General features: G+C 31.3%; 15 protein-coding genes. 6 read left to right on the top strand and 9 right to left on the bottom strand.

Going from position 1 to position 21,603, the window contains the following annotated elements; translation table 11 throughout:
• Window positions 1-93 precede the first annotated feature (93 nt).
• Complete coding sequence (locus ACSVH2_RS05730; protein WP_438092184.1) at window positions 94-540, bottom strand: hypothetical protein; 447 nt, start codon at window positions 538-540, stop codon at window positions 94-96.
• Window positions 541-629: 89 nt separating this feature from the next.
• Window positions 630-1,640, bottom strand: coding sequence for a hypothetical protein (locus ACSVH2_RS05725; RefSeq protein ID WP_438092183.1), 1,011 nt, complete (start codon window positions 1,638-1,640; stop codon window positions 630-632).
• A gap of 107 nt (window positions 1,641-1,747) precedes the next feature.
• Between ACSVH2_RS05725 and ACSVH2_RS05720 the strand changes: the two genes are divergently transcribed.
• Genes ACSVH2_RS05720 through ACSVH2_RS05710 form a run of 3 tightly spaced genes read left to right on the top strand, consistent with a single transcriptional unit; the run spans window position 1,748 to window position 5,732 of the window.
• The gene (locus tag ACSVH2_RS05720) at window positions 1,748-2,269 is read left to right on the top strand and encodes an RNA polymerase sigma factor (RefSeq protein WP_438092182.1); all 522 of its coding nucleotides are present in this window, start codon (window positions 1,748-1,750) and stop codon (window positions 2,267-2,269) included.
• A 41-nt stretch (window positions 2,270-2,310) separates the two neighbouring features.
• Window positions 2,311-3,210 (top strand): FecR family protein, encoded by a 900-nt coding sequence (locus ACSVH2_RS05715; RefSeq protein WP_438092181.1) that lies wholly within the window; start codon window positions 2,311-2,313, stop codon window positions 3,208-3,210.
• Window positions 3,211-3,236: 26 nt separating this feature from the next.
• The gene (locus ACSVH2_RS05710; RefSeq protein ID WP_438092180.1) at window positions 3,237-5,732 is read left to right on the top strand and encodes a TonB-dependent receptor; all 2,496 of its coding nucleotides are present in this window, start codon (window positions 3,237-3,239) and stop codon (window positions 5,730-5,732) included.
• 27 nt (window positions 5,733-5,759) lie between these two features.
• Here the strand turns inward: ACSVH2_RS05710 and argS are convergent, their stop codons facing one another.
• Window positions 5,760-7,538 (bottom strand): arginine--tRNA ligase, encoded by a 1,779-nt coding sequence (gene argS / locus ACSVH2_RS05705; RefSeq protein WP_438092179.1) that lies wholly within the window; start codon window positions 7,536-7,538, stop codon window positions 5,760-5,762.
• Window positions 7,539-7,743: 205 nt separating this feature from the next.
• Between argS and ACSVH2_RS05700 the strand changes: the two genes are divergently transcribed.
• Window positions 7,744-12,360, top strand: coding sequence for a choice-of-anchor L domain-containing protein (locus ACSVH2_RS05700; protein ID WP_438092178.1), 4,617 nt, complete (start codon window positions 7,744-7,746; stop codon window positions 12,358-12,360).
• A 165-nt stretch (window positions 12,361-12,525) separates the two neighbouring features.
• Window positions 12,526-14,967, top strand: a complete 2,442-nt coding sequence (locus ACSVH2_RS05695; protein ID WP_438092177.1) for a TonB-dependent receptor domain-containing protein — start codon at window positions 12,526-12,528, stop codon at window positions 14,965-14,967.
• Window positions 14,968-15,025: 58 nt separating this feature from the next.
• Here the strand turns inward: ACSVH2_RS05695 and ACSVH2_RS05690 are convergent, their stop codons facing one another.
• Together ACSVH2_RS05690 and ACSVH2_RS05685 are read right to left on the bottom strand one after the other, a co-directional pair.
• Entirely contained in the window at window positions 15,026-15,685 is a 660-nt protein-coding gene (locus ACSVH2_RS05690; protein WP_438092176.1) for a sterol desaturase family protein, read from the bottom strand.
• Between the two features lie 37 nt (window positions 15,686-15,722).
• Window positions 15,723-16,730 (bottom strand): 3-oxoacyl-ACP synthase III family protein, encoded by a 1,008-nt coding sequence (locus ACSVH2_RS05685; RefSeq protein WP_438092175.1) that lies wholly within the window; start codon window positions 16,728-16,730, stop codon window positions 15,723-15,725.
• A 164-nt stretch (window positions 16,731-16,894) separates the two neighbouring features.
• Between ACSVH2_RS05685 and ACSVH2_RS05680 the strand changes: the two genes are divergently transcribed.
• Window positions 16,895-17,668, top strand: coding sequence for a TSUP family transporter (locus tag ACSVH2_RS05680; RefSeq protein WP_438092174.1), 774 nt, complete (start codon window positions 16,895-16,897; stop codon window positions 17,666-17,668).
• Between the two features lie 9 nt (window positions 17,669-17,677).
• On the opposite strand, the gene ACSVH2_RS05675 is transcribed toward ACSVH2_RS05680, so the two are convergent.
• From ACSVH2_RS05675 to ACSVH2_RS05660, 4 genes are all read right to left on the bottom strand, one after another.
• A complete protein-coding gene (locus ACSVH2_RS05675) occupies window positions 17,678-18,598 on the bottom strand; it encodes an ABC transporter ATP-binding protein (RefSeq protein ID WP_438092173.1) in 921 nt (306 codons plus the stop codon).
• A 156-nt stretch (window positions 18,599-18,754) separates the two neighbouring features.
• Window positions 18,755-20,065 (bottom strand): ABC1 kinase family protein, encoded by a 1,311-nt coding sequence (locus tag ACSVH2_RS05670; protein ID WP_438092172.1) that lies wholly within the window; start codon window positions 20,063-20,065, stop codon window positions 18,755-18,757.
• A 22-nt stretch (window positions 20,066-20,087) separates the two neighbouring features.
• A complete protein-coding gene (locus ACSVH2_RS05665; protein WP_438092171.1) occupies window positions 20,088-20,759 on the bottom strand; it encodes a TetR family transcriptional regulator C-terminal domain-containing protein in 672 nt (223 codons plus the stop codon).
• A gap of 147 nt (window positions 20,760-20,906) precedes the next feature.
• Complete coding sequence (locus ACSVH2_RS05660; protein ID WP_438092170.1) at window positions 20,907-21,602, bottom strand: OmpA family protein; 696 nt, start codon at window positions 21,600-21,602, stop codon at window positions 20,907-20,909.
• Between the last annotated feature and the right edge of the window lies 1 nt (window position 21,603).

Below are 21,603 nucleotides of genomic sequence, written 5' to 3'. Positions count from 1 at the left end.
GCAAATTTAAGGATTTGATTTTTAAGTTTTATAGTAAACTAAATAAAAAAACCACGCAAAAACGTGGTTAAAATTATTGAAATATTTTTTTATTTAATTTTTCTCAAAGGTCAATAAATCAATACTGCCATCACCGCCGCTAATGTGCTTTAGTTCTAACTTTGTTGCTGTTGATGATAAAACTCTCCAATCTTCTGATATTGACTCAAATGGTCCGCTAGTATCAGGAAACATAATATCAAATTTTGTCAAACCACTATCTAAATAGGTTGACCAAGTTCCTGTTTTTGTTACTGAACCGTTAACAGCAACCATACTGCCATTAGTATTAATACTAAAAGCATAGCCCGTAAATTGGCTAGTATTGTTTGTTCCATCTTCTTGAAAAGAAGTTACACGCCATGTTCCAGTGGTAACATTGTCAGTTACTGTTCCAGTACCAGGATTATTGCTAGAGTTATCATCATCAGAACTGCACATTGATGCTACATTAAGCATAAATAAACAGAAAAGAGCCGGAATTAAAATTAGTTTTTTCATGGTTTATTGTTTTATAATTTAATTAATAATGTTACTTGGTAATAAATAACGTAAAAAATGGAAAAAATTGTATGTTAAAAGTAAAAAAATTAATTTTTCTTGAAATTCAAATAGTAAGTACCATTACTAGTTTGCTTTTTCGTTCTTACATTGTTATTGTCAAATTCTATGACTTTCCATCCAGTTTCAATTTCTTCAAAAAAATCACCATCAAAATGCAATTCAAGTTCTTGATAACTATTTTCATTATGAATATCCCAGTCACCTTCAACAATCGTAGAGTTTTTTTGAGCAATAATAGTCCCATCATTGCTAAAAGTAAAATTATAACCATTGTAATAATAAGTATCGTCATCGTCAAGATAGCAATAGGAAATATACCATGTACCATCAGTTAAAACATCTGCCAAACTAACGGTTCCAGGAGTTTCACAATCATCAATCACACTATCTATATAATTCTCCAGTTGGGTGTTGTTATTTACAGTGATAATTTGATTACTTGTATTGGTTAATGTTATAGGATAAACAATTCCAACAACTTCAGAATCTGTCAAATCTTGTATAAAATTATTCAGTTGAGAATCATTGGTAATCGTTATTGAACTACCTATCTGATTGTTTGTATTGTATATGTTAATGGAAATAGGATAGTTAAAATCGGCACATGTTATTTCATGAAAATCAGAATCATCACCACATTGAGCGATTATTGTATTCCACTGGTTTTGATTGTTAACTGTAATTTGCTGAAAATTTGTATAAACAATAGTTATTGGAAAAACAAAATACACAATATCATTATCAGTTGAATATTCATCTTTAATTTCTTGAACTTCTTCATAATCATTTTCATTTGAAACTGTTATATTTTGATTATTAATATTGATTGAAACAGGTAATTTCACACTGAAACAACTTGTACCATCCAACACATTATCTTTTGTAGTTTCATTTTGTGATACTCTTGAAATCAATGAAGCCAAAGGAGAGGATTTCACAAAACTATTTTCCGGATTTTGAATAATAGTTTCCTCTTCATTTTGACATGAAGATAAAAACAAACTAAAAAGTACCAGAAAGAATAAAGTTTTTTTCATTAAAAGAATGTTGATTAAACATTGATTAAACATTGATTAAACAAAGTTGCAATAAAAAACCCTACTTTAAAAAAATATTTTAAATTTAGGCACTCAAATTTTTTATAATGGAAAACACAAATCCTAAAAGTGTTTGTGATGAAATAGTTTTTTCTCATTTTTTTAAAGACAATGTAAAATCGTTGCGCAATTATTTATATTACAAATTTGGAAATGAAGAGAAGGCAAATGATATTGCACAAGATTCCTTCATAAAACTCTGGGAGAATTGTAAAAATGTACCTTTAGAGAAGGCTAAGTCCTTTTTGTTTACCATAGCTACAAATGCTTCTTTAAATGATATTGCTCACCAAAAAGTAGTTTTAAAATATACGCAGAATTCTACTTCGGACAAAATAAATAATGAAAATCCCGAGTATTTGATTGAGGAAAATCAATTCAAATACAAACTTGAAAAAGCTATTGATAAATTAACCGAAGCACAACGAGTAGCGTTTCTTTTGAATAGGATTGAAGGAAAAAAATATCACGAAATAGCTGTAATGTTAAACATAAGTGTAAAAGCAGTAGAGAAAAGAATTCATGGAGCTTTAGTAACCTTAAGAACTGAAATTGAAGAGTTCAAGTAGGGTTTTTTAATTGAGAATTGTTTACTATCATAATGAATGCAATGGAAGAAAATTACGAATTAGCAAAATGGCTGGCTGGAGAAATGACTGAGAAAGAATTAATCGCTTTTCAGCAAACTCCTGAGTATGCAACTTATATTAAAATTGCTGAGTATTCAAGTCAATTGAAAACTCCCGATTTTGATGCCGATGCGTTGTATAAAAATGTCATCAGTCATAAGAAAGTAACGCCAAAAGTCATTCCATTTTACCAAACAAAATGGTTGAAAATTGCTGCTATATTTCTTGTCCTTTTGGGTATTTCGTTCTTTTTCAAAACTACGGCTACTGCTACTCAAATAGCAGAAAATGGCAAAAAAACCAGTTTTTCTTTACCTGACAATTCCCAAATAGTATTAAATAGTGGCTCTGAAATTCAATACAAGAAATGGAATTGGGACAACAATAGAAATATAGATTTAAAAGGTGAAGCATATTTCAAAGTAGCGCATGGTAAAAAATTTGAAGTGAATACCAATCTTGGAAAAGTTAGCGTTCTTGGCACACAATTTAATGTAAAATCTAGAAATAATAGGTTTGATGTTACTTGCTACGAAGGAAGAGTAAAAGTAGTATACAAAAAACAAACAGTAATTATAACAAAAGGAATTTCAGTTAGTTTTGATGCTAATTATTTTGAAAAAGAAAACATAGAGTCTACCAAACCAGAATGGACAGTTAATGAAATAGTTTTCAAAAAAGAAAAACTACAAAACATATTAGACGAATTACAAAGACAATATGATTGTGAAATAATACTTAACTCGAAAGAAAACAATCAACTTTTTTCAGGAACATTACCAACTAATAATATTAAAACTGCATTAAATGTAGTTTCTTCAACTTATCATTTAAAAATCTCTAAATTTGAACCTAAGAAAATTATTTTAGAGGATTTTTAATGCATACCAAAAAAAAAATATTTTTTTTGCTATTTCTGTTCTTCTCTGTTCTGTGTTTTGCACAGAATGAGGTAGTTACTATTCCATTAAAGTCGGTTTTGGATGATTTAAGTTCAAGTTATAATATCAAATTCAATTATATAGATGAAGAAATCATTATTTATAAAATAACTCCACCGAATACTAGTTTATCACTTTCAGAAAAAATTGCATACATAGAAACTAAAACCAGACTAAAAATTAAACTAGTTAGTACCAATTATTATTCTATTTATAACAATAGACAACTTGACAAACCACTTTGTGGATATCTAATAGATAATGAAACAAAACTTCCTATTGAAAATGCTAACTTAAAAATAACAGATACCCAAACAAGTACCATTTCGGATGAAAATGGATATTTTGAATTGCCTTTAATCTCTCCAAATACAATTGAGATTTCCCACATTAATTATGAAAAAAAAGCACTAAAGCCAACTGAAATATATACTTCAGATTGTCCAAAAATCGAACTTTATTTAACTACGCAAAAATTAGATGAAGTAATCACGCATCATTATCTCACCACAGGAATTTACAAAAAAAATGATGGCACCGTTGAAATAAAACCCAAAAAATTTGGAATTTTACCTGGTTTGATAGAACCCGATGTGCTTCAAACAATACAACAAATACCCGGAATCACCTCAGTAGACGAAACAATTTCAAACATCAATGTTCGTGGCGGAACTCATGATCAAAATCTCTTTTTATGGAATGGAATCAGGATGTTTCAAACGGGTCATTTTTTTGGTTTAATTTCCGCTTTCAATCCTTCATTAGCACAAATTATATCAGTTTCCAAAAATGGAAGTTCTGCATTTTTTGGAGAAGGTGTTTCTAGTGTAGTAGCTATTTCTTCCCATTCAAAAGAGATTGAAAAAACGAACTCAAGTGTGAGTGCTAATTTGATTAATGTTGAATTTTATACAAAAATCAAAGCTTCCGAAAAAGCCAATTTTACAATTTCTGGTAGGCGATCGTTGACTGATTTTTTTGAATCTCCAACGTACAAAAACTATAGAGACCGAATTTTTCAAAATACTGTAATAACCAATTTGAACAACAATCAAACCGTAGATATTAAAACAGACGAGAAATTTTACTTTTATGATTTTACCACTCAGTACCAACAAAAAATAGGATTAAACCATGAGCTTACCATAGATGCTATAGTGATAAAAAATTCACTGTTAGTAAATCAATATATACCTGATGAAAACAAAAATAGTGATTTAAATCAGGGAAGTATTGGAGGAACTATTAATTGGAGGACGAATTGGAATGAGAACAATTCCAGTCAAATTTATTTATATGCTACCCAATATTCTCTGGTTTCAAAAAATGAAACCATTGAGAGTAATCAAATATTAAATCAGGAAAATGATGTGCTTGATTTTGGATTTCAAATAAAGAATTCACATAAAATTTCAGAAACAATAACTTTCAATAATGGATATCAATTAGACGAGACAGGTGTTACTAATTTTGATGAAATTAATCTCCCTTTTTTCTCCAGAAAAACTGTGGAAGTTTTATTAAGTCATGTATTTATCGCAGAAGGAATTTTTGAAACTGAAAATAAAAAAACTTTTTTAAAAACTGGACTTAGAGCAAATTACTTCACAAAATTTAATTCTTTTGTTGTAGAGCCAAGACTTCAATTCAGTCAAGTATTAAATGAGTCCATTCGTTTGGAGATTTTGGGAGAACAAAAAAGTCAGACACTGTCTCAAATTATAGATTTACAAAGCGATTTTTTGGGCATTGAAAAAAGGAGATGGACAATGGCTAATGAAACTACAATTCCAATTCAAAAAAGCAATCAAATCTCAATTGGATTATCTTTTAAAAAAAACAATTGGCTTATAACTTTAGATAATTTTTACAAAAAAATTAATGGAATTACAACAAGTAGCCAAGGTTTTCAAAATCAATTTGAATCAGTTAAAACTAGTGGAGATTACCAAGTTTTGGGTTCTGAATTTTTAATCCAAAAGAATTTTGGCAAATTTTATTCTTGGTTAAGTTATAGTTACAATGACAATAAATATTTTTTTAATTCCTTATCCCCAAATGAATTTTTGAATAATTTTGAAATAAAACATTGTGTTAATTGGGCTGGAATCTATGAGTGGCATAGAGTTAAATTTGCTTTAGGTTGTAAATGGCACACAGGAAAACCTATCACAACACCTACTTCAACATCAGTCGAAACATTAAATCCTCAAATAGGGTATTTATCTCCTAACAATGACAAACTTGATGATTTTTTTCAGTTAAATATTTCGGCTTCAAAAGAATGGAAACTGAATTCCAAAGTAAATTTACAGGCAAATATTTCAGTTTTAAATCTTCTGAATACCAAAAATAGTATCAATAGGTTTTATAGAGTTAATACAACCAACAATACAGTAGAAAGTGTTGATACTTATGCTTTGGAACTGACACCTAACATAAATATCAAGGTTATTTTTTAAAAAATAGAGTTGATATAAACCTAAATTTTACATTCTCTCTGGAACTTCTATACCGAGTAATTTAATAGCCACTTTTATGGTTTCACCTACTTTTTTTGAAAGCTGCACTCTAAAGGTTTTTTTGGTCATATCGTCTTCCCCTAAAATAGAAACCGATTGATAAAATGAATTGTATTCTTTCACTAATTCATAGGTATAATTAGCCACTAATGCTGGGCTATGATTTTGAGCAGCATTTTGAATTACTTCTGGGAAAAGTTCCAATTGTTTTAGTAATTCTTTCTCTTTTTGATGCAATGATATATCGGTGATATCGACATTCAAATCAAAATCAGCTTTTCGTGAAATGGATTGTATTCGAGCATATGTATATTGAATAAATGGTCCAGTATTTCCAGCAAAATCTACTGATTCCTCAGGATTGAAGAGAATTTGTTTCTTTGGATCAACTTTTAAAATATAATATTTCAAGGCACCAAGTCCAATGGTTTTAAATAGTTTGTCTTTCTCCTCATTTGAATAACCTTCTAGTTTTCCTAATTCGGTAGAAATTCTTTTAGCAGTATCGGTCATTTCTTCCATTAAATCATCTGCATCGACTACAGTTCCTTCTCGTGATTTCATTTTTCCCGAAGGCAATTCTACCATTCCATACGAAAGATGATATAGACTTTCTGCCCACTCAAAACCAAGCTTTTTTAGGATTAAAAATAATACTTTGAAGTGATAATCTTGCTCGTTTCCAACAGTATAAACCATTCCACCAACATCTGGAAAATCTTTTACTCGCTGAATAGCAGTTCCAATATCTTGAGTCATATACACCGCTGTTCCGTCAGATCGCAATACAATTTTTCTATCCAAACCGTCGGCGGTTAAATCAATCCATACTGAACCATCAGGATCTTTTTCGAAAATGCCTTCTTCTAATCCAAATTGAACCACTTCTTTACCCAATAAATAGGTATTACTTTCATAGTAATAACTATCGAAATCAACACCAAGATTTTTATAGGTTACAGCAAAACCATCATAAACCCATTGATTCATTGTTTTCCATAACGCCACTACTTCTGGTTTTCCAGCTTCCCAATCAAGAAGCATTTGTTGTGCTTCCATAATAATTGGTGCTTGCTTTTTGGCTTCTTCTTCTGTTTTTCCTTGAGTAATTAAATCGCTAATTTGGGCTTTATATTCTTGATCAAATTTTACATAGAAGTTACCTACCAATTTATCTCCTTTTAAACCAGAAGACTTGGGAGTTTTGCCTTCTCCAAACTTTTGCCAAGCCAACATTGATTTGCAAATATGAATGCCTCTATCGTTGATGATTTGGGTTTTGTATACTTTTTTGCCCGAAGCTTTAATGATTTCAGCTACTGAAAAACCTAATAAATTATTACGAACATGCCCAAGATGTAGTGGCTTATTAGTATTTGGAGAAGAATATTCGACCATTACTGCTTTATCATTTTCAGAACGAGTTACAAAACCGAAACTATCATTGTTCTTTATTTCATTGAAAAAATTAAGATAATAAACATCTGAAATTACAATATTTAGAAAACCCGAAACTACATTAAAACGAATTACTTCCTCCACATTATCAACTAGATAATTTCCAATTTTAGTTCCGATTTCAATTGGATTTCCTTTGATTATTTTCAATAAAGGAAAAATAACCATTGTAATATCACCTTCAAATTCATTACGAGTCAATTGAAATTCAACTTTTTCAATATTGATTTCATATAATCCCTTTATGGCAAGTTGAATTTGATTGTGCAGTAGTTGTGAAAGATTCATTGTATTTCATTTAAATGGGCAAAGATAAACATAACATCATAATTTTTATAACAAGAATAATTTATAAAATTAATAATTGAGTTGTGGATTAATATATTTTGTAAGTTTATTATTTATTTAATTATACATTTAATGCATTTCATCGATTTTATTTGCATTTAAACGATTTAATAATCAATATTTGTCATGTCAAAATCCCCAAGTCATGAAAAAAATAATACTTTTAATTGCAATCTTACTTACTTCCTATGGTTTTTCCCAACCAATAACCGTAAGTTCCTCAAGTTACACTGTTCCACAATTAGTCAATAATGTATTGATAAATTCCCCATGTGTATCAGCTACAAATATTACATGGAGTACGGGTTCCAACTTTGGTTCCTCAAATGGAATTGGATTTTTCCAAAACACAAATCTGAATTTTCCAATGCAAAGCGGTGTAGTATTGAGTACAGGAAATGCAGTAAATACTGCTGGACCAAATACATCAATTCTTAACGACGGTTCACCTTCGTGGCCTGGTGACTCAAATTTGGAAGCTACATTAGCAGCAGCAGGAATTACAATGGTTTCTAAAAATGCTACAGTCTTAGAGTTCGATTTTACACCAATCTCCCCAAATTTCAGTTTTGATTTTATTTTTGCTTCAGAAGAATATGGGAATTTTCAATGTTTATATTCAGATGCTTTCGCATTTTTACTAACAAATATGAATACTGGTGTTACTACAAATTTAGCTGTAGTTCCAAGCACTAATCTTCCTATTTCAGTTGTGACTATTCGGGATAATCAATATAATTCTGCTTGTCCATCTGCCAATGAGCAATACTTTGGTAGTTTTAATGGTGGTTCAAATGTTATAAATTCGGCAACAAATTTTAATGGACAAACAAAAGTTTTAACGGCAGCTTCTGCCTTAACACCTGGTGTACCTTATCACATAAAATTAGTAATTGCCGATAGAGTTGACCCACAATCTGACTCTGCAATTTTTATTTCTTCTGATAGTTTTAACATTGGACAAGATGTGTTGGGTCTTGATATGTCAACAACCACTAACAATGCAATATGCTTCGGAACTACTCATACTTTAGATACTGGATTAAATCCTTCAAATTATTCTTTTGTATGGAAAAAAGACGGTGAAATTTTAGCGGGTGAAAATGGGGCAACTTTGAATGTAAGTCAGCCCGGCAATTACAGTGTGACATACACAAATCTTTTCAGTACCTGTTTACCTATTACGGACACTATTCTAGTGGAGTATTATCCACAAATTTCATCCCCAAATCCAACGCCTATTTACAGATGTGATAGTGGTGCTGCGACCTATACTTATAATTTAGATTTGAATACTTCAAGAGTAAAACAAGGCTTAGACCCATTGACAACAGTAGCATATTTCGCAACACAAAATGATGCAGATAACAATGTGAATACTCTACCATTGCAGTACAATAGTGCTCCTGGACAAACTATATATGTTCGAATTCAATTACCTAATAGTCTTTGCTTTGTAATTAAGTCTTTTCAATTATTGACTTCACCACCACCAGTTGCACACCAACCAACGGATATAATTGGATGTATGAGATCAAACACTCAACAATATCAATACATTGATTTAACACAACAAAATCCACTTATATTGGGTGTCCAATCAACATCAATAAATTTAATTAGTTTTTATACGACACTAAATAATGCAAATATTGGAACAAATCCAATTAACAATCCATCATATGCTCAATTAACTAGTTCAACTATTTATGTAAGAGTAGAAAATATATCTGATCAATCTTGTTATAGTATCTCTAGTTTTAATATTATTCTAAATCAAAGACCAATTGTTGATGTTCTACAAAACGTATTAGTATGTAGTGATTACTCTTTGCCTTCATTAACAAATGGAAATTATTTTACTGCACCTAATGGCTCTGGAACTCCTTTATTTGCTGGAGATGTTATAACTGAAACACAAACAATCTATATTTACAATCAACCTGGTGGACCAGGAACTTGTGGAGCTGGGAGTTCATTTCAAGTTAAAATAGTTGATGAAAGTTCATTAACTCCCCCAAATGTAAACAGTTGTGGAAGCTACACACTGCCTTCATTACAATACGGAAAATACCGAACTGCTCCTGGAGGTGGAGGAACCGAAATACCAGCTGGAACAATTATTGCCTCTTCACAGTTAATATATTATTACTTTACTACTACAACTACACCACCTTGCGTAGTTGATTCCAGTTTTACAGTTTCTATTTTATCTACTATTGAAGTTGGAACTAGAAATGATATTTTTGAATGTAGTTCTTACACATTGCCTGCTCTAACACTCGGAAATTACTATTCACAATCTGGTGGAACTGGCAATCAAATTCCTGTAGGAACCGTATTGACAGCAAGTCAGACTATTTATGTTTATGCAGCAACTACTGGTCCAACACCGTGTTCTGACGAAGATAGTTTTGAAGTAATCATTGGTATTAATCAACCTCCAAATATTTCACAATGTAATGGTTACACCCTACCTACTTTACCCATTGGTAATTACTTTACTGGACCAATGGGAACAGGTACACAAATTCCAGCTGGTACAGTAGTAAATACAAGTACAACTATTTACATATATGCACCAACAACAAGTGGAAGTGGAGCAAATTGTACTGACAACTTGTTTTTCACTTTATCTATTGCTCAACCACAAATTGATAGTTTAACTGATGTGTCTGTTTGTGAAAGTTATACATTGCCTACTATAACTAGCGGTGAATATTATACCGGTATTGATGGAACTGGAACCATGCTTTATCCTGGTGATGTTATAATTACTACTCAAACTATTTATATCTTCAAAAGATTAGATAATAGCTGTTTCAATCAAAATAGTTTTACTGTAACTGTTCTTGGAATTCCACAAATTGATTCGCGCTCTGATATTGATATATGTGATCAATATGTTTTGACAGCACTGAATGTTGGTAATTATTACACTGGACCTAATGGAACTGGCACATTACTAACAGCAGGAACAGTGATTACAACATCTCAGAGAATTTACATCTATGCAATTTCAAACACAACACCACCTTGTTCAGCGCAAAATAGTTTTCAAATAAATATTTTTTCAACTTCAGCGGACATACTTGCAAATGTGACTGCTTGTGATAATTATACATTACCAAGTCTGACGCCAAACAATAAATATTACACTCAATCTGGTGGACCAAATGAGGGAACTGTTGAATTATTACCAGGAACGGTTATAACGTCAACTCAAACAATTTTCATTTTCAAAGAATCTCAAATTAGAACTGCTTTTTCTTGTATTGATGAAACTTCATTTACTGTAACTATTAACGATACACCTATTATTCCAACAATTTTAAATGTTAATTCTTGTAATTCATATACATTAAGACCATTACCAATTGGTAACTATTACACCGGTCCAAATGGAACAGGAAATTTATTGAATGTAGGTGATGTATTAACTTCTTCACAAACAGTTTATGTGTATGCAAACACTGCTACATCACCTGATTGTTCAAGTCAAGTAAGCTTTACGGTTACGATATTTAATGTAGACGACAAACCTAATGTCACCATTTGTGAAAATTACACTTTACCAACATTAACAATTGGACAATACTTTACTGGCCCAAATGGGACTGGGACATCATTAGTTGCTGGAACAGTTATTACAACATCTCAAACAATTTATATTTATGCGGTTTCACCCTATTTACCTAGATGTTCAGACGAAAGTTCTTTTACGGTAACTATAATTGATACCCCAATTGCAAATTCAGTTCCAGCTTCATTGAGAACTATATGCGATCAAGATGGCACAAATGATGGTGTAATTTCTTTTAACTTATCAAATTTAACAGCCGCTGTTCTTGGAACACAAACAGGAAGTGAATTCACAATCGCATATTATGAAAACTTAGCTAATGCCACAAATCAAACAAATGCAATTATTTCTACTACACTTACAACAGTATATGTTAGAGTTAATAATACTTTAGCACCAAGTTGCTATGATATCAAACCTATATCAATAATTGTCAATAAATTACCTGAACCAACACCAGTTGATGGGATAATCTGTATTGATAGTGAGACTGGAACTTTGTTAAATCCATATACAATTTTCAGTGGTTTGAGCACTGCTACACATCATTTTGTTTGGACAAATGAAGCTGGTGTAACAGTAGGAAATGGAAATTCTTATCAAGCAATATTACCTGGAGTTTACACTTTGGTAGCGACAAGTATTGCTACTGGTTGTAGCTCAGAACCTGTAAGTATAACCGTAAGTCCATCTGAGCCAGCTGTTGTAACTTATACGGTAAGTGATGATTTTGCAGACTCTCAATCCATTACTGTTGTTGCAACTGGACAAGGAAATAATTTTGAATATCAATTAGACAATGGTCCTTTTCAAGATAGTCCTATCTTCCAAAATGTAACATCTGGGTTACACACTGTAACGGTTAGAGACAAATACGGTTGTGGCATTACAACCATTCAAGCTGTAGTAATTAACTATCCTAAGTTTTTCACTCCAAATAGTGATGGGTATAATGACACTTGGAACATAAAAGATTTATCAAATCAACCAAGCGCCAGTATTCTAATTTATGATCGCTATGGTAAAATACTAAAACAAATTAAACCAAGTAATTCTGGTTGGGATGGAACCTATAACGGAAATTTAATGCCTTCTGATGATTATTGGTTTAGTGTAACTTACAAAGATGAAAACCAAGTTGACCAAGAATTTAAAGCACATTTTGCCATGAAAAGATAATTAAAAAATCATATTTAGACAATTCAAAAACTCTCAAAAAATTCTTTGAGAGTTTTTTTGTAACAAATAACAACTTTTTGCGTCTACTGAAATATTGAAATCATATGTAATCACTATTGCCAAAAAAAATGATTTCAATTAACATAAATCATCATCAATCAAAAAATGAAATTAAAATTTTTACTACTTGCTTTAGTGAGCAATATTTCGCTACTAATAGCTCAAAATTCAGGGGTTGTCTCAGGAAAAATAATCGATAAAAACAGCAAACAGCCCATTCCTTATGTAAATGTTTCTTTGTTAGAAAACAATAAAATAATTACAGGTGGAATTACTCAAGAAAATGGAAATTTTTCGATAAAAAATTTGTTGTTGAAAAAATACACCATAGAGATTCAGTATATAGGTTATAAAAAAATTACTCAAGAAATTGTCCTTACCGAAAGCAACAAAACTATCCATTTAAACACTATTTCTTTGGAAGAAGAAGCAGTTCAACTAGCTGGTGTTGAAATCGTAAAAGAACGCTCTACCATCGAACAAAAAATAGATAGAAAAGTTATAAACGTTGGAAAAGATTTGATTGCATCAGGAAATACCGCTTCTGAGATAATGAATAATATCCCAACTGTTAGCGTTGATCCGCAAACCAAAGAACTTAGTTTACGGGGAAATTCAAATGTGAGAGTACTTATTGATGGCAAACCTTCCAATATTGATCCTGCACAATTATTGCAACAAATTCCATCTTCATCCATAAAACAAATTGAACTTATTACAAATCCTTCGGCAAAATACAATCCTGAAGGAATGAGTGGAATTATTAATATTATTTTACATAAAAATTCTCAAGACGGTTTTAATGGTAGTATTAATGCAGGAGTAACTTTTGGCATTACACCAAAAGTAAACAATGCTTTGAACTTAAATTACAAAGTGGGGAAAGTAAATTTCTACACAAACTATGGCCTAAATCATGGGAAAAATGCCAATAATGGCTATATCAATAGTTTTAGACCTAACTTGGAAAACGAACAAGATTTCAATTCTTCTAATTTAAACACTTCACACCTACTTAAATTCGGAATGGATTATTATATAAATGAAAAAAATACGTTTTCTATTTATACCAATCAAAACATTTCAAATGGCCATAATGAAGGTGTGACTGATATCAATTATATCAATCCATCGTTTAGCGATTCAAGTCAATTATTAGACTCTGATACTGATAATTATACCCAAACCTATGATTTGGTTTTTAAACATGATTTTGATAAAAAAGGAGAAAATATTGAGTTTCAAACTAATTTTTCGAACACAAAAAATCCAGAATATGCCGATTTCAATTTAATTATTGAAACTCCACCATCCAATAGAATAAGCAATAATGATATTGACCGTTTTACTGATTATTTACAAATAAATGTAGATTATACAAACCCATTAACAGAAACTCTAAAATTAGAAATGGGAGCAGAATCACGAAATCAAAAAATCACAAATGATTTTAATGAAACAGTAAATGACGCTTCAACTTCATATAGTAGAGTAGGAAATTCAAATTTTGATTTTGACCGTAACATCTATTCTTTTTATACTAATATCGGAAAGCAATGGGGAAAATGGAGTGCACAAATGGGTGCTAGATTAGAATATTATGAAATTCAAGGCGATTTTGAAAACGTTGTAAGTTCAACAAATCCAGCTGAAAATATAGACGAAAAAAGTAGTATAACTGATAATATTTTCTCCATTTATCCTTCCCTATTTTTCAATTACAAACCCAACGATAAAGACTCTTATAACTTCAATTATTCAAGACGTGTTGATAGACCAAGTGTAGGGCAAATTAGTCCTATTAGAGAGTGGACAACACCATTAGTTGAGTCGAGAGGAAATCCAGCATTAGAGCCACAATTCACAAATTCATTGGAAGTCAATTATACTCGAATTACCAAAATAGGTTCTATTACGGCAGGTGTTTTTTATAGATTAATTAATGATGAAATTGGAAGAGTTGTTTACAAAAACCCAGATAATCCAAATCAAGACATTATTTCCTATGATAACTTTGATAACAACAATTCTTTTGGAATTGAAGCATCAGCTAATTTGAAACTTACAAGCTGGTGGTCTATCAATGCCAGTGCCGATTCTTATTTCAAAACAGTAAGAGGAACCGTTGAAAATGCCAATACTGGAGAACAAGAAAAAGCCGAAGCTGATGTTATTGTATTTAACACAAGATTGAATAATAATTTTGTGGCAACAAAAAATTTAAGGTTCAATTTATTTTCTATGTACAGAGGAGAAGATTTGGGATTACAATATGCCAGAAAACCAATGTATAAAATGGATATTGGTGCAACCTATAACATACTTAAAGGAAAAGGAAGTATCACCGCTAGAGTAAATGATGTTTTTGAGACTATGAATTTTAGTTTTGAAGGAAACATTCCTTACAAGCAAGTTGGAGCTTTCTACTGGGAGAGCCAAACATTTTATGTTGGATTTAATTACGTTTTCGGTGGTGGAAAAAACAGTGCGCTACAACGCAAACAAAGAGATGCCAATGAAACTCAAGGTAGCGGAGGTGTTTTTTAGAAATAGTTAAAAAAAATAAAAATGGTTGCTTCAGTTAATTGAAACAACCATTTTTTATTTATTCAAACTTTAATTCTTTTGCTTTATCGGGATCTTCTTTATGCTTTCTAATATCGAAGGTTGTTTTAAAAATCCTATCCCAAAACGTATTACTCACACCGAAACCAAGATGTTCATTTCTATAATGGTGCATTTGATGATTTCGCCATAAAGGTTTCATAAATTCAAACGGTGGTTCAAAGGCATGAATGGCATAATGAGTGGAAGCGTATAATAAATACCCAAACATAAATCCAGGAAAAAATGCCCAATTATAATCCCAAAAAACTAAATAATGTATGCTAAAAAGTGTTGTTGCCAAAATTAAACTTGGCACTAATGGCATGAACAAACGTTGTCTATCACGAGGATATTCATGATGATTGCCATGTAAAATATAGGATAGTTTTTTAATTTTTACATTGTCACTTATCCAATGGAAAATATAACGATGTGCTAAATATTCAAATAAAGTCCAGTACAACATTCCGCCAATAAACAAAAATGCAATAGTGCTTATTGGTAACAGAATTGTGGTGTGTGCTTTATATAAAACAAATGATAAAATTGGAATATAAACACCCCAAATAACCAACGGATCAGTCTTGGTTAACATTTCTAAATATTTGTTTTTAAACAATTGAGCTTGCCCTGAATTATGAACAACTTTGCGACTCATGATTATAATTTTTAAATTTTTACAAAGTTAAAAAAAATTACCATTTTATTATAGCACTTGCCCAAGTAAATCCACTACCAAAAGCAGCTAATACAACAGTGTCTCCTGTTTTTATTTTACCTTGTTCCCATGCTTCTGCCAAAGCAATTGGAATAGAAGCAGCAGTAGTATTACCGTATTTTTGAATATTATTGAAAACTTGATCATCTGTCAATTTAAACTTTTGTTGGATGAATTGAGAAATCCTCAAATTGGCTTGATGCGGAATTAACATATCAATATCGGAAACTTCCAAATTATTGGCTTGCAATGCTTCATTTATCACTTCGCTAAAACGAACAACAGCATTTTTAAAAACAAATTGTCCATTCATGTGAGGAAAATAACTTTCATCATTGGGGTCATTATCAGCTATAATATCAGTAACCCATCTTCCACCCATTCCAGGCGCTAAAACAGCTAATTCTGCAGCATGTTCACCCTCTGAATGTAAATGTGTAGAGAGAATTCCTTTTGACAAATCAGTTTCTCTGGAAATAATAGCTGCTCCAGCACCATCACCAAAAATAACCGAAACACTTCTTCCTCTGTCTGTCATGTCTAAACCTAGAGATTGTAATTCTGAGGCCACAACCAATATATTTTTGTACATACCTGTTTTTATATACTGATCGGCAACAGACAAAGCATAAATAAAACCTGAACATTGATTTCTGATATCCAAAGCACCAATAGTTTTCAGTCCCAACTCTTTTTGTAACGCAACGCCTGGTCCAGGAAAATAATAATCGGGTGAAATAGTAGCAAAAACTATAAAATCGATGTCATCATATTCTAATCCTGAACGCTCTATGGCAATTTTAGCTGCCTTTACACCCATTGATGTTGTTGTATCTTCACCTCTAATGATATGACGTCTTTCTTTTATTCCAGTTCTTTCTTGAATCCATTCATCTGTTGTATCCATTATTTTGGCCAAATCGTCATTGGTAACAACATTATCTGGAACATAAAATCCTAATCCATTTATTTTTGAATGATACATTATATATTTGTTAAATTGATAAAAATTGAATTCAAAAATAATCAACTTTTGAATACTACAGACTTTGTTTAGTTAATTTTTAGCAATTTGATATTTTAAAAAAACAAATAGACTTAGTAGCATAAATCAAAAATTTAGTATTTTGCAAGTAAAATAAAACTTTTATGGATTACGTTGTAATTTGTATCGTGGCACTTGTTGGTTCGGCTCTAACACTATTCTCTGGATTTGGATTAGGAACCCTTTTGCTTCCTGTATTTGGATTGTTTTTCCCAATTGAAATTGCAATTGTTTTAACCTCAATAGTTCATTTTTTAAATAATTTTTTCAAGCTTTTTCTTTTTGGTAAAAAAGCCAACAAGAATGTAATATTAGTTTTTGGAATTCCAGCAATTTTGTTTGCCTATGTAGGAGCATATTCTTTAAAATTATTAACAACTATGGAACCTATATTTCAATATACCATTAGTGAACAAACTTTTACGGTAATGCCAGTAAAATTGATGGTTGGAATTTTATTGATGCTATTTGCATTAATTGAATTCATTCCAAAATATAAAAATATCTCTTTTGATAAAAAATACTTACCCATAGGCGGCATTTTAAGTGGATTTTTTGGTGGTATTTCTGGACACCAAGGCGCTTTGCGAAGTGCTTTTTTAATTCGAGCAAATTTGTCAAAAGAAGCATTTATAGCAACAGGAGTGGTTATTGCTTGTCTAGTCGACGTTTCTAGGTTATCTGTATATTTTCCACAGATTATAGAAAATAAAATTAATTTAGATTACACACTTTTAATTTTCGCAACACTATCTGCTTTTTCTGGAGTGTATTTTGGCAACAAATTACTTCAAAAAACTACATTTAAAGCGGTGCAAAATTTAGTGGCCATAATGCTATTACTTTATTCGCTTTTATTAACAATTGGGGTTTTGTAACCTTAAATGCTATTTTATTGCCAAACACACAGTAGAAGCGGTTAAAATATATTCGTCATTTTCAAAAAATAAAATCTCATTCCTAAATTTCGCTTCAATCAAATAATGGCTTCCTCTGAAATAGGCATTTACTATTTCAACTTCTAAATCCGACTCTGCCACAATTTGCAATTGATGCGGGTAAACAAAATGTGGAACTCCATCAACAACTATTTCATTTACATCGCCAAAAAGAGAGGCAACATATTTGTTTTTTGGGTTTTCATAAATATATTTTGGAGTGCCTTTTTCTATAATTTGTCCCTTTTTTAAAACCAAAACTTCATCGGAAAATGACAGCACATCGGTGCTATCGTGAGTAGCAACAATCGTGGTAATTTTCTTTTCTTTTAAATAGGCAAAAAGTTTTCGTCGCAAACTGTTTTTCCTGAAATTATCAATATGACTAAAGGGTTCGTCTAACAATAAAACTTCGGGTTCAAGTGCTAGAACTCTGGCTATTGCTACACGTTGCATTTGACCTCCACTTAAGTTTTTGGCTTTCACATTAGCATAATCAGTCATTTCAACAATTTCCAAAAGTTCTAAAATCCTTTGCTGTTTCTTGTCAGCATAAACATTGGAAAGGTATTTGCCAACATTTTCAGCAACAGTTATGAATGGCATTAAATCAAAATCCTGAGCCAAGTATTTCATGAAATCCATACCAGGAATAAGATTAAATTTTGGCCCTAAAACTTCTTTTTCATTCCAAAATATCTGACCTTTCTCTACATCATACAGACCATAAATCAACTTTAGCAGTGTGCTTTTTCCACAACCACTTTCACCAATTATTGCTAAATTTTTTCCCTTTAATAATTCAAAAGAAACACAATCTATAGCAGTACTTTCTTGGTATGAAAAAATAATATTTTGAACTTGAAGCATATCGGTTTGATGAATTGCAAATTTATGTCAATTAAGGTTATATTTATAAATTAAAATGTTTTTGGTGTTTTAATTACCAATCAAAAAAATAAGAGCAGCACCCACAAAAGGGAAACTGCTCTTATCAACCTAACCAATAAACAATCGTAATCTCAATTAAGAAATATATTTTTCAAATGACTTAGTGTCAATTCTTGCTTTTAAATCGTGTAACAAATTATACAGTCCGAAGAACGTTCTGTTGATGTATAAAAAATGTTTTGAACCTCTGTTCCCATTCATTTTTCTTAACTGGCTGTCTTTGGCAAAATCTTCTCCCATCTGAGCTATTTTTCCAAAGAAATCTTCATCAGAAAAATCGAAAAAATCGCCATGAAACGGCTTAGTAAACAAACTCAACAAATCATGAAAAATCTTGGTAAAATAAAGGATTTCCTCTTGACTATCGTCTCTACGTAATATTTCCAGTTCGTAGAGTTTTTCATTGAACAGTTTGGGATTGTCAATTATTTCAGGCTTAGCCAATTCAAAATAAGGAACATAAAAATCCTCTGGCACATGCTTGATACAACCAAAATCAATGGCAACTAAATAATCATTTTCATCAATTAAAAAATTTCCAGGATGAGGATCAGCATGAACTTGTTTCAAATGATGCATTTGGTACATATAAAAATCCCATAATGCTTGTCCTATTTTGTCTCCTTTTACTCTATCTTCATTGTGAGAAGTAAATTCTGAAAGATGCTCACCATCTATCCATTCCATAGTCAAAATCTTTTCTGAGGAATATTGTGGATAGTATTTTGGAAAACGCAAATTTTCTATTTCTTTACACCATTCAGATACTTCGAGACTTTGTTTTAACTCTAAAACATAATCGGTTTCTTCTAACAATTTATCCTCTACTTCCTTGAAATACTTATCAGAATCTTTACCTTTAATGTTGAACATTCTAGTAGCAAAAGGCTTGACAATTGCTAAATCAGAACTTATACTATCCGCCACTCCAGGATATTGGATTTTCACAGCAAGTTTTTCCCCATCTTTAGTTGCTTTGTGTACCTGACCGATACTCGCGGCATTCTTAGCATCTGGAGTGAACGAATCGTATAATTCCTCTGGGTATTTACCCAAGTATTTTTTAAATGTTTTTCTAACTAATGGTGCTGACAAAGGCGGAACAGAAAACTGAGATAATGAAAATTTATCCACATAAGCTTGAGGCATGATGCTTTTGTCCATGCTCAACATTTGAGCTACTTTCAAAGCACTTCCTTTCAAGTTTTTCAATCCGTCATAAATGTCTTCAGCATTATTTTCATTTAATTTATCTCGATTTAAAGTAGGATTCACAATTTTCTCACCATAATAGGCCACATAATTTCCACCTACTTTAAAGCCTGTTTTGACTAATTGACTAGCACGTTCTATTTTCCCTGTTGGAATTTTATCTAATGTTTTCATTTATGCTGAATGTATTTCAGTGCTATTGTTTTTTTTCTTTCCAAAGAAACTTTCCTAAATCAAACAAACTTTCAAGTGGTTTAGTATCTAATAAATCAACAACTGTATTCACTGATTTTTCAATCAAAACATCGGTTTTCTCAAAACTTTTTGAGGTATCATCCATCCAAAATTTCAAAATAAACAAAAACTGAATCCATGCACCTTCAGAAAAAACGGGCTCAGTTACACGAGCTAACTTATCGCTTTTCTCTTCTTGATTTGAGTGCATAATAGTTTTAATAAAATCCTTAAAGTCATTTCTGAAAAGTTTTAAATCTTTTAAATTTTTCAATCCTTCCTTATTATCTCTCAAAGAATACAAAACATAACTTCTATTTAAAGTCAATAATTCAAATAAAGTGAAATGTAACGTCAATAATTTATTCTTATCTGAATAGGTTTCAAATGCCGCTTCTTTTTCAATAGTTGCCACTGCATTTTCAAAAAACTTAACCCATATTTGTTGCTTTATAGAGTCAAAAGACCCAAAAAAAGAATAAAAATCACTTTCTTCAATACCATTGTTTTTACAAAAAATATAAACATTCTTTGGTGCTTCCTGATTTTCCAAAATAGCATTCATATATAATGAAATGATGTAGTTGTCGTCGACCAAGTTTTTTTCTGATTTTGCCTTTTTTGTAGTTGCCATAACTCAATTTTTTTATACTGTGTAAAGATACAAAGTGTTTAATTATTTTCAATTTTAATTAAACAAAAAGTTTTGTTAAATTTTTCATTCCAAAAAAAAACTGCCTTTAAAAAAGACAGTTTTATAATATTTTATGAGTACTATTTATTATTTCCCAGCTTCTTTTTGAGCATCTTGCACCATTTTTTCGTTTGCTGTTATAGCAAACTCCACACGACGGTTTTGACTTCTGCCTTCTGGTGTTTCATTTGTTGCAATTGGGTCAGCAATTCCTAAACCAGTGGTTACAAATCGAGCTGCAGCTAATCCTTTACTTGATAAATAGGTTTTTACTGAAGCAGCTCTTTGATCGGATAATTTTAAATTATATTCTGGAGTTCCAGTACTATCTGTATAGCCATAAATTTGAATATTGGTATTAGGATATTGATTAAAAACAGGAACTAATTTGTCTAAATTAGTTTTTGCAGTTGCTGTTAATGTTGATTTATTGGTATCAAAACGCACTGCATTTTCACCTAAAACCAATTTTATTCCTTCTCCAACTCTTTCCACTTGCGCTCCAGGCAAAGCAGTTTCGATTTCTCTAGCTTGCTTATCCATTTTATTCCCAATAACGCCACCAGCAACACCGCCAATTACACCGCCAAGAACTGCACCCATGGCACCGTTTCCTCCTTTTCCAAGGTTATTTCCTAAAATACCACCGATAACAGCACCACTAACGGCACCAATTCCAGCACCACGTTGCGTGTTGTTTGTGTTTTTTACAGCTTCACAACTAGTAAATACATTTCCTAAGGCCAAAAGACCTACAACTATATAAATATTTAACTTTCTCATA

It is taken from the genome of Flavobacterium sp. RSB2_4_14 (genome assembly GCF_051547085.1).
In the GTDB taxonomy this organism is placed as follows: domain Bacteria; phylum Bacteroidota; class Bacteroidia; order Flavobacteriales; family Flavobacteriaceae; genus Flavobacterium.
Note: the sequence above shows the minus strand (reverse complement) of the source record. Positions and strands in the feature narration are given on the sequence as shown.